Annotated in this window: 14 protein-coding genes; 12 read left to right on the top strand and 2 right to left on the bottom strand. The window is 59.3% G+C overall.

Going from position 1 to position 13830, the window contains the following annotated elements:
* Window positions 1–636 precede the first annotated feature (636 nt).
* Both NCR34_RS28400 and NCR34_RS27720 read left to right on the top strand, forming a co-directional pair.
* A complete protein-coding gene (locus NCR34_RS28400) occupies window positions 637–1428 on the top strand; it encodes an antitoxin Xre/MbcA/ParS toxin-binding domain-containing protein (RefSeq protein ID WP_502800134.1) in 792 nt (263 codons plus the stop codon).
* 433 nt (window positions 1429–1861) lie between these two features.
* Window positions 1862–2269: a hypothetical protein gene (locus NCR34_RS27720; RefSeq protein WP_250501419.1), complete on the top strand. Its 408-nt coding sequence runs from the start codon at window positions 1862–1864 to the stop codon at window positions 2267–2269.
* 219 nt (window positions 2270–2488) lie between these two features.
* On the opposite strand, the gene NCR34_RS27715 is transcribed toward NCR34_RS27720, so the two are convergent.
* Window positions 2489–2962, bottom strand: coding sequence for a ribbon-helix-helix domain-containing protein (locus NCR34_RS27715; protein ID WP_250501418.1), 474 nt, complete (start codon window positions 2960–2962; stop codon window positions 2489–2491).
* Window positions 2963–3407: 445 nt separating this feature from the next.
* Between NCR34_RS27715 and NCR34_RS27710 the strand changes: the two genes are divergently transcribed.
* Both NCR34_RS27710 and NCR34_RS27705 read left to right on the top strand, forming a co-directional pair.
* Window positions 3408–3908 (top strand): hypothetical protein, encoded by a 501-nt coding sequence (locus NCR34_RS27710; protein WP_250501417.1) that lies wholly within the window; start codon window positions 3408–3410, stop codon window positions 3906–3908.
* Window positions 3909–3922: 14 nt separating this feature from the next.
* The gene (locus NCR34_RS27705; RefSeq protein ID WP_250501416.1) at window positions 3923–4714 is read left to right on the top strand and encodes a nucleotide-binding protein; all 792 of its coding nucleotides are present in this window, start codon (window positions 3923–3925) and stop codon (window positions 4712–4714) included.
* Window positions 4715–5073: 359 nt separating this feature from the next.
* On the opposite strand, the gene NCR34_RS27700 is transcribed toward NCR34_RS27705, so the two are convergent.
* Window positions 5074–5451: a hypothetical protein gene (locus tag NCR34_RS27700; RefSeq protein ID WP_250501415.1), complete on the bottom strand. Its 378-nt coding sequence runs from the start codon at window positions 5449–5451 to the stop codon at window positions 5074–5076.
* Window positions 5452–5513: 62 nt separating this feature from the next.
* Here NCR34_RS27700 and NCR34_RS27695 point away from each other — a divergent pair, with 62 nt between their 5' ends.
* The 8 genes from NCR34_RS27695 to NCR34_RS27660 form a co-directional block, all read left to right on the top strand.
* On the top strand, window positions 5514–5804 hold the full coding sequence (locus NCR34_RS27695) for a helix-turn-helix domain-containing protein (protein WP_250501414.1): 291 nt from the start codon (window positions 5514–5516) through the stop codon (window positions 5802–5804).
* A 422-nt stretch (window positions 5805–6226) separates the two neighbouring features.
* Window positions 6227–7462 (top strand): ParA family protein, encoded by a 1236-nt coding sequence (locus NCR34_RS27690; protein ID WP_250501413.1) that lies wholly within the window; start codon window positions 6227–6229, stop codon window positions 7460–7462.
* Window positions 7459–8532 carry a ParB/RepB/Spo0J family partition protein gene (locus NCR34_RS27685; RefSeq protein WP_250501412.1) on the top strand — a complete coding sequence of 358 codons (1074 nt, stop codon included), beginning with the start codon at window positions 7459–7461 and terminating at the stop codon, window positions 8530–8532. The genes NCR34_RS27690 and NCR34_RS27685 overlap by 4 nt, the downstream gene beginning before the upstream one ends.
* A 248-nt stretch (window positions 8533–8780) precedes the next feature.
* Complete coding sequence (locus NCR34_RS27680) at window positions 8781–9986, top strand: Replication protein O (protein ID WP_250501411.1); 1206 nt, start codon at window positions 8781–8783, stop codon at window positions 9984–9986.
* Between the two features lie 1462 nt (window positions 9987–11448).
* Entirely contained in the window at window positions 11449–11652 is a 204-nt protein-coding gene (locus NCR34_RS27675) for a cold-shock protein (protein WP_250501410.1), read from the top strand.
* Between the two features lie 249 nt (window positions 11653–11901).
* Window positions 11902–12330 carry an Xre family toxin-antitoxin system antitoxin gene (locus tag NCR34_RS27670; protein WP_250501409.1) on the top strand — a complete coding sequence of 143 codons (429 nt, stop codon included), beginning with the start codon at window positions 11902–11904 and terminating at the stop codon, window positions 12328–12330.
* Between the two features lie 58 nt (window positions 12331–12388).
* Window positions 12389–12865 (top strand): RES family NAD+ phosphorylase, encoded by a 477-nt coding sequence (locus NCR34_RS27665; RefSeq protein ID WP_250501408.1) that lies wholly within the window; start codon window positions 12389–12391, stop codon window positions 12863–12865.
* Window positions 12866–12955: 90 nt separating this feature from the next.
* The coding region (locus NCR34_RS27660) for a phage integrase family protein (RefSeq protein WP_284506727.1) at window positions 12956–13830 on the top strand (875 nt) is incomplete at its 3' end.

Raw genomic sequence — 13830 nt, 5'->3', positions numbered from 1 at the left:
TTCGCACCGCACGCCGCACAGAAGGATCAACTGAAACCACTGGCATCCGGTTTCTGCACAACTTGACGCACAGAACTACAGAGATTTCGCCCGCCTGGGTGCGTCCCGACACTGTGCATCATAATGCGGCGTATGTCGAATTACTCTACTCGTGGCGCTGGAGCAATCCTTTCTTGACCGAACGAGACGTTTCCGCGTCCCACGAAAGTGAGCCTAACGTTAAGGGCTATTCGATGCCTGCCATCAATCACCGGCATGTGACGGTGCCTTTTGCGCGTGTTGGCAAGCGTCGAATAAGCCCGATGGAGGAAACTGCGGAATGCCTCACTGCGTTGGAGGGTTCGCGGCGATGGCGATTTAATAGACCGGGATGGTCAGTGGTGCCGGTTGCGGCGCGCTCAGGCGGGGTGCCGGACGGATGCTGACGCCGTGGCGAAGCGGTTAAGCGGGTCAGTCGTGCACTCGCGATGACGAAGCGGACGTGCGAAGCGCTTCACGTGGCGACACGCGCAACCTTCCACCCGTCGGATACTTACGTCGTCTTCACGCTGCCCGCGCCAGTGAGTGCCCGCCGACGTCGCCGGGTGTTCCAGCTTGCGCGATACACTGCTGAAGTGCCACGCCGCGGAGTTAAAAATGGACATTCGGCCAATTCACACTGAGAATGACTATAGGGCAGCGCTGCTAGAAGTGTCGGCGCTTGTTGACCAAGACCCCGAAACCGGCACCCCGGAGGGCGACAAGCTGGAGGTATTGCGCATCCTTGTAGAGTATTACGAGCGCGGCTTTAGCGCCGCTGTTCGCGAGGCGCAGACGCTGAAGGAGTCCGGGGATGCTTGCGCTCTGCCGTGCGACGAGTCCGCAACTGGCCAGATCGAGGCTTTGAAGGGAGTGATTCGCAAGCCAGGTCAGCCGGTCTCAGTCGAAGACATGAATCCCGCCACTGTTAGCAGCTGCGACAAGCTGACCGATGCTGCTTGGCCGAGTGCTCAAATAGGCCAAGTGGACCTTGTCTTGCGGCGCTTGCAGCAGAAAATGAACGACAAAGCCCGGCGCGATCCACCGTCGGCGGTAGAAGCGGATGACTGGATCGTCACATGGAATCTGGGGGACGAAATCAACCAGCCGAGCGTAAGGACGTGGATTCCGAAAGCAGAATATTTTGCATTCCAGGCGCTACGTTCTTTTTACCTCGGAACCGGCGATCACGCCTACCGCGTATTGAGAATCCAAGCTCTAGCGGATAAGGTGTTCGACGATCGCCTCGCGGCCATGCTATGGCTTCTAGCTGCCACACCACAGCTGGATGGCATCCGGCCGATTGATGCGCTTGCGACAGAGCGCGGCCACGACCGTGTGCGTGCCCTGCTCCAGTGCCTCGCCGCAGCAGCGAGTGAAGATCAGATGCGGAGCAAACAAGCACCATGACTCGGCTGGTGAACTGGCCAGTGTTCTGGATATTGGCATTGGGAACGGTCGGGGATTGATTGCCGTTGCTGAAGCCATTGCTGGGCTATGCTGCACCTGACGGCGATACACGAATGACAGAACGCGGCGGCATTCTGCATCGGATAATCGCCCTATCTGTTGCAACGGCGGCTGTCTTTTCGTTTAGCCAACGCGCGCGTCGCCGCATGAAAGCATCTATCACTTTATGCTGGCAACCACGACTGCATGTAATCATGCATGCGTTAAGCGCTGGGATGCGACTATGCATCGGTGACAACGCGGTGGTTCCGCATATGGTTTCGAGTCCAAGCTTGGCATAAGATGCTGGGGATTGTGTTCGACTTATCGGAGTTTTCGCCTCGTCTTGCGCCGATGCAAAACTGTCCGAACTTCAAATCTCAAGAGGAAGACCGTGACTTCCAAAAAACCAAGCTCAGACTGGCTATCGCTGGCTGACGCGTTAGCACAGCCCAGCGACCAGGAAATCGCTGCTGATTTCGATGTTCCACGCGCTGACATCCGATGTACGCCGGCTGAATTAGACGCAGCTGGGAAGAGCTTTAGAACGAGCGTCGCAGATCACATCGCAAAACTAGCCAAACAGCACGGCGTGGAGTACGTAGAAACCGGCAACTCCGCTTTGGCAAGAGTGATTACTTATCTATGCGACGATGACATGCCGGTTGGCGGGCCTGACAGGACGGAAAAATTGGTGATAGCGTTGCGTAAGGCGAACGTCATCAGCGGTCGAACGATGGTAGAACTGCTCGGCAAATATTTTGACGAATTGGCCGCGGCTTCTGTCAGCAATAGGGATTGATGCAGGAAAGCTTCCGCACTCACCTATCTCGGCAACGTCTGAAACCTTTATTTCAGACTGATTGCCTTCACGCTTTCACGAGTGGTGGATTGCTCTACCGCTTAACGCCTACCGCGTCCGTAAGAAACGCGCGTCGGAAGTGTCACGAACTTGCTGACGGCTTCAATCTTCGGGTCGACACTACCAATTACGCGGACCAAACCGGACGTGGGACACGAGTCAGTCTTCGCGTGAATCCTTCGTTCCGGTTTCTTCGTCGTTGACGTCGGCTGCGAATAATGCACGACGCTTTCGGCCAGTAAATTGGTTTCGAAACGATTCAAGAAACCCCGCATATCGGCGAGAACCTACTATTGCCGCTGCGTCCTTGTCGAAAATCTCTGGCGTTGCCTGGAATACGAACTTCATTAACTGATCGACCTGCGCGATGAGTAACTGCACGTCATCACCAACCCGTGCCGTCTCTTTCCGCGTCTGAATAGTATTCGCAGTCAACCGCCGCTCGATCTCGCGAAGCTCGTCTCGGAGGCCGTCTTCTCTCACGAACTGCGCGACGGCCTGGTTGATGAGTGCCGTCACGTTCGTTGACCGCCGTTCCGCAATCTCGCGCAGCTGCTCCTGGTGCGCGGGCTCTAAACGAACAGATGTGTGTGCTCTGGTCATATCGAAGGCGCTTGAACTGGTGTGCGTCATTTGGCGCACAAAATCGATGGGAGGGAGCGAAATGTAACACACTGCTAGTCCAATATCCACAAGGCTAAGCGCCGAAAATTGCGTCGCGCAAGCACACACTCTTTATGTTCCACTAGATATTGATTTCGGGTCTTACCTCAGCTTTTCCGGGAAAAGCTCTGGATAAATGCCCCGGTTCCGGGGTGGCCAGGCGCTCCGCGCCGGTTTGGCCGACCCGAGAAACGGGGCCGGCGAACCCACCGGGCGAGCCGACGCGGCCGCATTCGGCCGAACCTGCCCACCGAGGTTGTCGCGAGGGCTTGCCAAGTGCTGCGCGGGCGCGTGCCGAGGCACACCCCCGCGCCCACAGTCTTGCCGCGGGTGCAACCCGAGGGCATCACGGGGGCGTTGCGAGGGCAATCACTTCCCTGCCCGATCTTCTGGGTGCATCTGGAGGGCAACCGGAGTGCATGACGAGGGCGCGTCGTGGGTGTTTCGAGGGTGCGCCGCGTACAATGCTGCAACTGACCAAAAAGCTGTCTATGAAATGACCGACTCCAAAGACAAAGCCGACGAGTTCCCGCAGTTCACCGCCACGAAAGGCGGAGCGAATCGTACCAAAGCTGGAAGGCTCCGCGAACTTTTCGCGGAGATCGAAGCGGCGCAGGCTGGCGGATGGAACTACGAAGCAATCATCCGGGGCTTGGCGGAACAAGAGCTGGAAGTCTCACTCCACACCCTAAAGAGTGCGATGAAGCGAATGCGGGCGGCCCGTAAGAAATGTCCACCGACTCCTGAAAGCGCACCAAAAAGAGAGCCAGTTCAGCAAACAGCAAATGCTGCCGATAAACCGGAGGCTGAAAATCCAACCTCAACGGCAGCACGCGGCGGGTTCTCGAAAGAGGGATACCGCCAGCCATTACAAACATTTACGCGCGATGTGACGAAGCAGCGCAATTGGGATTGACAACGGGATCACGAATGGACAACAAAATCGAACTCAAGAATACGGTCAACTTCGTTCTGCAAGGCAAAGGCGGCGTCGGGAAGTCGCTTGTTGCAACGATGCTCGACCAGTGGTTCATGAAGATCGGGGCACCGGTAAAGGCGTACGACCTGGACCAAGAAAACACGACCCTCGCGCATTACAAGGCTCTCTCGGTAACGCACTTATCCGTGATGAAGCCTGACCGGACGATTGACCAAAAGCAATTCGACCGTCTGATGGTGGATATTCTCGAATCGCCCGAGTCGCAGAATGGGATGAACTATGTTATCGACACGGGGGCAAATACGTTCTCATCGCTCCTTGCATATCTCATTGCGAACCACGCGTTCGACGCGATCCGCGATGCTGGCAAAACGCCGATTATCCACTCCATTATCGGCGGCGGCGATGTGCTAAGAGATACGGCCGAAGGTTTTGGCGACGTAGCGGAAGCTTTGCGCGCCCCGGCCGTCGAGTCCGGCGACGTCGATTTGGTGGTTTGGGAAAACGAGCATTTCGGCCCGCTGAACATGGGCGATAAACATATATCTGAAACGCGGACATATAAGGAGCTCGCTGGTCGCGTTAAGGCGAATATCGTGTTGCGCGCCCGGTCATCCGATACCTTCGGCGATGATATTCGCAAGATGAATACGGCTAGACTTACGCTGAGCGAAGTGCTGGAAGGGACCGCGTTCAACGTGATGGAAAAGAGCCGCATTAAGCGAGTGTATGGCGACGTGTTCCAGCAACTTGATGCAGTTGAGTGGCAATCACGGATTTGAGCGCCGCCAGTCCATCTTTAGTGACATATTTGAGGCGACCGGCGCAAAAGTTGGACTTATAATCCTGTTGTCGATGCCTCACTTGATGAAAGTACAGCCTGCCGCGCGGCCGCGGATTGCTGCTCGCGGTAACCGGCGTGATCGGCTCACTGCGGTCTCGCATTCCTGCTGCATCCTACGCAGACGCCAAGCCCGTCTTGTGCCAAGTCGCAGGCGTGCTTCTTTGCCGCTGGTGAAAGGCCAGCGCTCTTATGTGCAACGCCTTCTTAACACCGTTTCTTCCGGACGGGGGCCTTCACCCGGGCGCGGTACCGCAAGCAGAAGTCTGCCTCGCTCACTCGGGGCGCACCGACCGAGCATCATCGGTAAAAGTCTACCAACGAATATTGACGCCGGTACAGGCCCGTCTCTCGGCCAAGAAGTTCTTCGATCAAGGCAGTTCGATATTGGATGTAGATCGACGACGCCTTTGGCTCGTTCTGTTTATTTAGCCTTGCTTGCGCCATTGAGATCGAGAAAGCAAGCATAGCCGGCCCTGTGCGAAGACCCTCGCCATTCAGCGTACCCGTTTTATACAAACCGCGGAGCGCGTCTTTGACCAATATCCTCAACCACTCGTCCGACAGATTATGAGGGATCGCTGCGTCAGGGCCCCAGCCTACGACTTCTCGCTGCAGTCTTTCTAAAAGATCATCGTCCATCGCGGGTGGCAATTCCCGAACTGCGCGGTTCACCATCGTGCCTCCTTTGGGTCGTAAATGCCGTGGTCTTACATGCATAGTACCCGGAATATACGGGGATGCAAAGAGTCTCTGGCGCGTTCGACGAAACTGGGTACTTGCTTGCCTTGGGTAGGGCCATCCGAGCGCTTAGGGCTGAGATTGGGCTCTCCCAGGAAGGGTTAGCTCATGCTGCTAAGATTGACCGCAGTCACATGGGCAAAATCGAACGCGGTGAGCGCAACGTCACTATCCTCAATGTCGTCCGAATCTGTTCGGTCTTGAGCTGTTCCGTCTCTGAGTTGACCGGGCGAGCAGACGCAATCCTCGCTAACGACGCAGTCTTCGCCTCCGACGATAGGCCGTTATGATCGTCTGCTAGAGGGAACCGTTCCTCGGCGAGATTCCGCGTGCGCTTTTCAGTGCGTTCAAAGTGCTGCTGCCGAAATGGGGAAGCGCGGCATTGAGACGCGCGCCGTTTTCCCGTCATCGGCAAGGCGGGGAGGAGGCGAGGCATCAGGTTCGGCTATGCCGACGGTGGCCGCAGTTGAACACTTGCAACAATGCCTAAGCAAGCGAAGGTCATCGGTTCGGAGCCTCGGCGGATTTCGCGTCAATGCGTACGCGCCGCATCTAAAGCTTTTTCGAACATCTGGCCTCAAACCCCCGGCCAACAGGCTCAAGCGAGCAATGTAAACTTGCGACAGGCCACGTTTCCCACTATGCTGTCGGGAATTCAACACGTATCGTTTTTTTTTCGTCCGGGTGTTGAATCAAACAAGGGGAGCAGTTGATGACCACGGCCGTTCGGGCACGCCCTGAAAAGTCCTCGCCGACGATGCAACTTCAAGTCAAGCACGCACCGAAACGTATTCCGTTGGACGGGATTAAGGACATCGCGCAGAGCGCTAGCGACATGCTTGTCGACGTGCGTGAGAGTATGCTCGCACCTCATCCGCGGAAAAACCCGCCTGTCTTTACCACCGCTCAGGTTGGCGATCTCTGCCGTGTCGATCGGCAGCGTATGCATTATCTAGCTCGCAGCGAGTCCGATCTTCCTCAGGGTACCCTTAGGCATAGCCGCAGCCGGGAGTTCACGCTTGCAGAAACGCGCATATGGATCGACCGAATTGCTCCATTCGCCAAGCGACCCGCCGGGGTAAAGGGCAAAACGATCGCCATCGGCAACTTCAAGGGTGGGGTTAGTAAGACCACTACCGCAATGACGTTAGCTCAAGGGCTGACGCTATTTGGCCGTCGCGTACTTCTCGTTGATCTTGATCCTCAGGCCTCCCTCTCCGCACTTCACGGAATCCTGGCCGATAGCGAGGTTGCAGACGAGCACACTGTCCTCCCCTTGATTTACGGTGAGACCGATAGCCTGCAGTATGCCGTACAATCCACTTATTGGGATGGCATAGACCTGATTCCGGCGAGTGCCGCATTGTTCGGCGCGGAGTTCTTCCTCCCGTTCAAACAGTCAAAAGAGAAGAATTTTCAATTCTGGAACGTGCTCAATAGCGGCCTTCAGTCGCTGTTGGACCAGTACGACGTCGTAATTATCGACACGCCCCCTGCTCTCTCCTACTTAACGATCAATGCATTTATGGCAGCGGACGGCCTTATCGTGCCGACGCCGCCGAGCGCTCTCGATTATGCATCGTCGACGCAGTTTTGGAGCTTGTTCTCCGACTTGTCGCAGAGTATGCAGGAAGTAGCGCCGCAATTGGACAAGAGTTTTGACTTCATTAACGTGCTACTTGCGAAAGTAGACTCGAGCCAGGCGGCGACACCTATCGTCCGCGATTGGATCAACAAGACATATGAAAGTCTGGTACTTCCTGTTGAGATACCCACTACCGCAGTTACTCAATCGGCGGCGGCTGAGTTCGGAACGGTGTACGACATATCGAAGTATCAAGGAAGCCTGAAGACCTATCAGCGGGCCAGAGAGGCGTACGACCGGCTAGCAGAGATTGTGGATCAACAAATTGTGACGCTGTGGCTTGCCGAAGTGGAGGCCAAATGAGTATCAAGGATCGACTTGCAGCCAAGGCTGCTGGAATTGGCTCCGCTCCGCGTCAGTCTCGGCCGGGACCAGAAATCCCCTTGAGACCCAAGACAGCGCCTGGCCAGCTCATGGCGTCGCTTCCTCTTCTCGCAGAAAAAGAGAGGGAGCTTGATGTCTTGCGCCAACGGATTGAGGAATTAGAGGCCGGCGCAACGGGCGGTTCCGCCGGGGAAATTGAGCTGTTAAAGAGGCAACTTGCTGAGGCGCAACAGGCAAGGGGCGCGATCGACATCGCACTGAACGAACTACATGAAGTGCCTGGTCGACGCCGGCACATGCCACCAGAGAAGTACGCAGAGCTTCGAGAAAATCTGCGTCATAACAAGCTTATCCATCCCGTCGTGGTGCTTCCGCGATTAGAAGGTGGGTTCGAGATTCTCTCTGGTCACCATCGCACGGATGCGTTTCGTGAGCTTGGCCGTCAAGCCATTCGATGCGTTGTCGGCGATACCACGAGCGAGGAGGCTGACGAAGGGGCGTTCTTCGCTAACTTGATGCAGTCTGATCTAACCGACTATGAAAAATATGTTGGGTTGAAAAGGTTTCAGCACAGACACGCCACGTTGAAACAGGCAGAGATCGCACAGCAGATTGGTATCAGCCAATCCTATGTGAGCCTGTTGCTTTCGTATGATCGTCTACCGGCTGCGGCCCGCGACATTCTCGACTCAAATGTAGGGATTGTCGGAGCGTCGGCTGCTGCTGAGTTGGCAAGCATTTCTGAGCTCGGACACGGTGACCGCGTGGTCGAGGCGGTGCTTCAGCTTTCGACACAGAAGTTGGACCAAGCGCAAGCTGTTCGTTTCGCTCGTAATGGGGACAGACCGAAAGCGACCAAACCTGCGGCGACGAGTTACAAGGTCAAGGCTGGGAAAAGTACATGGTGCGACGTGCGGCGGGCCAGGAATGTCATGCGGATTGAGTTCCAGTCTGAGGAAGTCGCAGAAGCTGTCCAAGATGCGATCAGACGCACACTCGAAACGCTAGCAGACGCCCAGGCCAAGGGGCCCCTAGACGCCAAACTCTAACCTATTGATTTTCAAAGGCATGAGACTCTAATTGATGAAGACACCAATGATCTAGATCTTCAAAACCCAAAAAACAAAAGCCCCCAGGTGGAAACTGGAGGCTTTTGCGATACGGGCTTGGCTGGAACCTCGCTCGTTACACTCGCCAGCTGGAAACTGGTAGTGACCCTTCACAAGTCCCGAGTGTAGCGGAACGCGATCAGCAGTCAAGCGATTTTCAATCCATTCCTTGAAATGGACCGCTCGACATGTCTATCGCGCAACGCTTCGTTGCCGGCGAGGGTCAAGTACACCCCGCAGATTCGGCCGCCCTCACCGCTTTTCGCTGCGACTCAACCAACCTGCCCTGGATCATCTTCCGGGCGGCATTCCGGGCCGCACACATCGAACAACTCCCCGCTCGCGCTCGCGCTGTCCTGTCCGCCCTCGCGCGGACCGTTGACGCCGCTAATCCCTTCGCCGCCATCTTTGCGCGCCGCGAACTGCTCACGGGCCGCGCGCTTCAATCCATGCGGACCTTCTATCGCAGCCTCGACGATCTCGAAGCCGCCGGACTGATCGATCGACGTCCGCAGGCCCGCTATGTCGAAGCGGGTTTGTTTGGTCGCGCATACCTCCACCTGACTGAGCATGCGGCTGCCCTGCTCGGCCTGATCGAGTCGCCGCCGGCGCAACAGATTGAAGCTGTGCCAGCGCCGTCACAGCCGCTACCCTCCCCGGCCGCGATTACTGTGTTGGCACCGTCTGCCAAGGTGGCAGACGGTGGAATATATAAGGATCTAAGCCCTTCTGTTTTTCAAAAGAGACAACCGGGCCAAGTACCTGCGGATCTTCAGCGTCTGCGCACCCTGGGGTTTTTTGATTTCTTGATTTTCAAGCTGATGCGCGAGGCCGGTGAGCATGGCAAGCGCCTGTCCGACGTCGTAGAGGCCACCTGGGACCACCTGAAGCGCGCCAAGGCGCCGATCAACTACCTTCGCGCCCTGCTGCGCAATCCGATTGATTTCGGGCTGATCGTACGCCGCCGTGACGCAGAGGCCAACGCGGAGCGTGAGCGGGCACAGCAACAGCGCGAAGCCGAGCGGTTCGCGCGGGAGCACGCGGGTCGCACGTTTATCGATGTCGACAACGCGCGTCAATTCGTCGTTGGCGCCGCGGGGGAATCGCTGACGATCTTCAGCGTGACTGAGCGTGTGGGCCGACAGGCCACCGGTTGGATGCCGTCGTTTGCGAGTGCGCTCAAGGCCGGAAAACTCCGTCCCGCCACCGCGTTGGACCTGGAGCAATTCGCCGAGGCGCAGCGTCGCGCAGCGCCGTCCGCGCAGCCGATGCTGTCGTCGCTGGCCGGTGAGCGACCGCCGGTCACGGCCAGCGTTCGTGACCATATTGCGGGCCTCAGACAGTTGGTCAAGGCGCGGACGGCGGGCGAATTCAATACCGCCATAGGCCGATGATTTGCCGGCGAGTCAGACCGGAACCTGCGGCGCGGCAAAGGGACGAGGCCTGCAAGCGCTCTTGCCAAACGCAACTAGCGGTCTTTTGCGCTATCGCCCACCAATTGGCTCGGGCTTTTGGGACGAACGGGTTTGCTGGATGCGGCGCGCGAGCAGCGTGGACTGGTACGGCGGCGTCGGTAACCGGCCACCGAATCGCCCAAGCAGCGTGCGAAGCGGCGCGCGAGCTTGCTTCGGTCCGGCAACCCACCCAAAACCAACCCGGCTCCATGCAGAGCACATCGTCGGTGTTGACGACCGCGGACACCCCAGCCTGAGCTCGATTGATAGGCGTACCCGCAATTCGCCTTGGGCTTGTGCACGTTCAGAAAAGGGCTGCAACCGATGCGATCGCCCGGCCCACCAAGCGGCTCGAATTCGAGACCTTCGGCACGCTTCGGTCGTGTTGCAAAAGGTCGATATCCGCCGTCAGTGCGGCGCCTTTTCGAAACTCGGCAAGAGGCCCCCGAGACGGTTGTATTCTCATGCAGAACCTCGCTGACGAGCCGATGACGGTCGTGGTAGTCGCGATCGACAAGCGCCGCCTGACCCAGCGCGACGCCCCCCTTGGACCCGTACCCCGACGGGATCGGGTATGGCCGAACGGGGTGGGGCAGTTCCTGCACCTCCAGCGGCGGCACGAAGCGCTCACGGACGTTGTGCGTGGGGCGGTTGGCGTAAAGGAGGGTGCCGACTTGGAATCGGCCTGTGACCCGTGTACGACGGCGAAACCGCGCGCCCGCGCTCAACGCCTTCGACCTTGTCATCTGCGGCACGAAGACGAACGCCGAGGGTTGCAGCTCGCCGATCGGATGGGCGCGACCCGGGCCTGCACGCCCTGCGGCACGATCACCGGAGCTGCGTTCCAAGCGCTGGAGGGATGTTATCCGAGTGGGCGACCGGAGTCGCGAACGGAAGCGGCTTGAAAGTGTTCCCCTAGAAAAGCGAACGGCCCCAGCGCAAACCGTGCAGCCGGACGCCGGCCCGCGTAGTCGCAACCTATTCAACGTTCCCCTTCAGATCGACCAGCCCTGCACGGTCAAGCGCGCTCCCCGCGTCAGCGCCCTTACTTCGTGGCCGTCGTTTGATTTAGCCGGTAGGGGGGCGGCACCTCCGGCCAGGTTCGCTCGCATGGGCGGCCTGCGCGCACCGTCGTCGTGAGCGGGGACGGATTGCTGAGCGTCGCCTACGCGCGCCCGACGGCGTCGCCGCCGGGTCCTGATAGCCAAGTCGTTGCACCAACGTCCCAGCTAAGCTCGATAACGTCGACTATCAGTCGTCACTAACGCGCGCGCTGGTGAGACTCGTTAGTGATGCCCGCCCGGGCGGGGAACCACCGGGTTGCCATGCAGGAGGCGCACGATCAAGATAGGTTCGCGCGCTGCGAGGGCGGCGCCGTTCTCAACTTCCAAGGCACAACACAATGGCAACCGGTACGGTCAAGTGGTTCAACGATGCAAAGGGTTTTGGCTTCATCACGCCGGACGGCGGCGGTGATGATCTGTTCGCGCACTTCTCGGAAATTCGGGCCGAAGGGTTTAAAACCCTCGCGGAAGGGCAGAAGGTAACGTATGACGAGAAGATGGGCCCGAAGGGCAGGCAGGCGTCGAACATCAAGCCGGCGTAACGGGGAGGTGGGTGGCCCGGGCGACCCAACGGTCGTCAGGGTCGCGGAAAAGGCGGGGGAGGCCGCAAAGATGGTCTGTTGACGCAGGACACGTGCTGACTAGTGGACCTCTCCTTGTCTGCTAATTATTATTAGCAGTGAACGCTTTAATGGGTAGAATAGCGGGTCACCCACGATACGTCTCGTTCGGGTAGGGCAAAGGTATCATTTGGCCTATAATGAAGGTTCATCTGAACCAAGGAGCTAGCCATGCTGCTGGTGTCACCCGAACAGATCGCCGCGGTGATGGCGCTGCCACACACCCCGCACTCGGTCGCTGAACTCGACGCGCAGGTGCGCGAGGGCCTGCCTAAGTCCGCACTCAAGGAAGGCGTTGAACACGCCACGCGTAGCGCCGAGGAACGGCGCGCGCTGCTCGCGCGCATCGTGCCGGAGGCGACGTTTAAGCGCCGGCGCGACAAGCTCAGCCCCGACGAGTCGGAAAAAACCGAACGGCTCGCCCGCATCGTCGCGACCGCGCGCTACGTGTGGGACGACGAGGCGGACACCCGCGAGTTTTTGAACACCGCGCACCCGCTGCTCGAAGGCCGTACCCCGGTCGAGGTCGCACTGACCGAACTGGGCGCGCGGCGCGTCGAGGAAGTGCTGTGGAAGCTGTTTTATGGGCTGCCCGCATGAGCTTCTATGTAGAGAGAGTTGAGCGTGAGGCCGATGCAACGGTCGAGGTGCGGGCCTGATGCGGATCTTTCGAATTGCCGACCGGCGTCATCCGGTGTGGAGCGGCACCGGCGCGATGCTGGTCGGCGGGCGTTTTAATAGTCCGGGGCGACCGGTGATTTACGGCGCGCTGAACTTCGCCGGCGCCATGCTGGAGGTGCTGGTCCATGCGCGAATCGGCAAGGTGCCGAAGCATCATGTGTGGGTTGCAGCCGAGGTGCCGGACGACGTCGCCGTTGAGGGTGTGGACGTCGATGCGCTTCCGACGGGGTGGGACGCACCCGATCCGCAGGTCGCGCGGCGCTTCGGCGACCGGTGGATCGAAGAAGGGCGGTCCGCCATCCTGGTCGTGCCGTCGGTGGTCGCACGGGCGGAATGCAATGCCGTGGTCAACCCGGCGCATCCGGACGCGGCGCGCCTGGTGGTGTCGGCGCCGCAGCCGGTCGTGTGGGATCAGCGGTTGTTCCCCGTCGGACGGGACGCGTCGCCCGAATAAGCTCACCGTCGTCCTTTGAAAAGACTCACCGACCGAGCCACCTTTTGCGAGCCGTTGGGCTCTTGTTGAAGAATAACCACGGGCATTGCGATGGCCAATCAACCGCAACAGCTGACCCTGCCGCCGCCGCGCACCTATACGCGCACCGACTTCACCGCGTTGCGCGCGTTCGTGCAACGGCTGCCCGCAGCGACCATCGCGCGGCTCTACTACGATCCCGAGCACGCGCCGCACGCGGCGAGCGCCGATGCGATGGAGCGGTATCTGCGCACGATGCGCGATGACCTGGTGCAGCTCGCGTTACGGCACGGCTCGGCCGTGCTCGCCGACCATCTGAAGGCGTCGATCAAACAGCACGGCAGCGCCAAGCTCACCGCGATAACCTTGCGCATGGTCGAGCAGGCGTCGACGCTCGCGGCGGCCGTACCGCTCGCCGCGCACCCGGTGCACCTGTGGTTCCGGCCGCTGATCGCGCAGCGCCTCAACGCAGAGGGCATCGGCACGCTCGGCGCGCTGATCGACTATTGCAATGCGCGCGGCGGCAGCTGGTGGCGCGCGGTGCCGCGCATCGGCGCGTTGCGCGCGCGGGCGATTGTCGCGTGGCTGCGGCGGCATGAAGCGACGCTCGGCGTGAAGGTGGCCGCCGACGTCGACACGGCGTCGTTGGTGCCAACACGCACGAGCGAAGGGAAGGGGGGCGACCGCGTCATCGTGGTCGGCGGCGATCCGAGCGAACCGCGGCTCGCGCCGTTTGAGCACCTCGCGGTCCCGGCAGAGTTATCCGGCGCTGCAGGCTTCAACCGGGCGACGAGCTTTGCGTTCATCCGCGCCGAACACGACCTCGCGGCGGTGCACGCGTACTTGCACCGTTATCGCGACCGGCCGACCACCTTGCGCGCGTACACGCGCGAGCTCGAACGGCTGATCCTGTGGAGCGTGGTGGTGCGGCGCAAGGCGCTGTCGTC

It is taken from the genome of Caballeronia sp. GAWG1-5s-s, assembly GCF_023631445.1.
Classification (GTDB): domain Bacteria; phylum Pseudomonadota; class Gammaproteobacteria; order Burkholderiales; family Burkholderiaceae; genus Caballeronia.
Note: the sequence above shows the minus strand (reverse complement) of the source record. Positions and strands in the feature narration are given on the sequence as shown.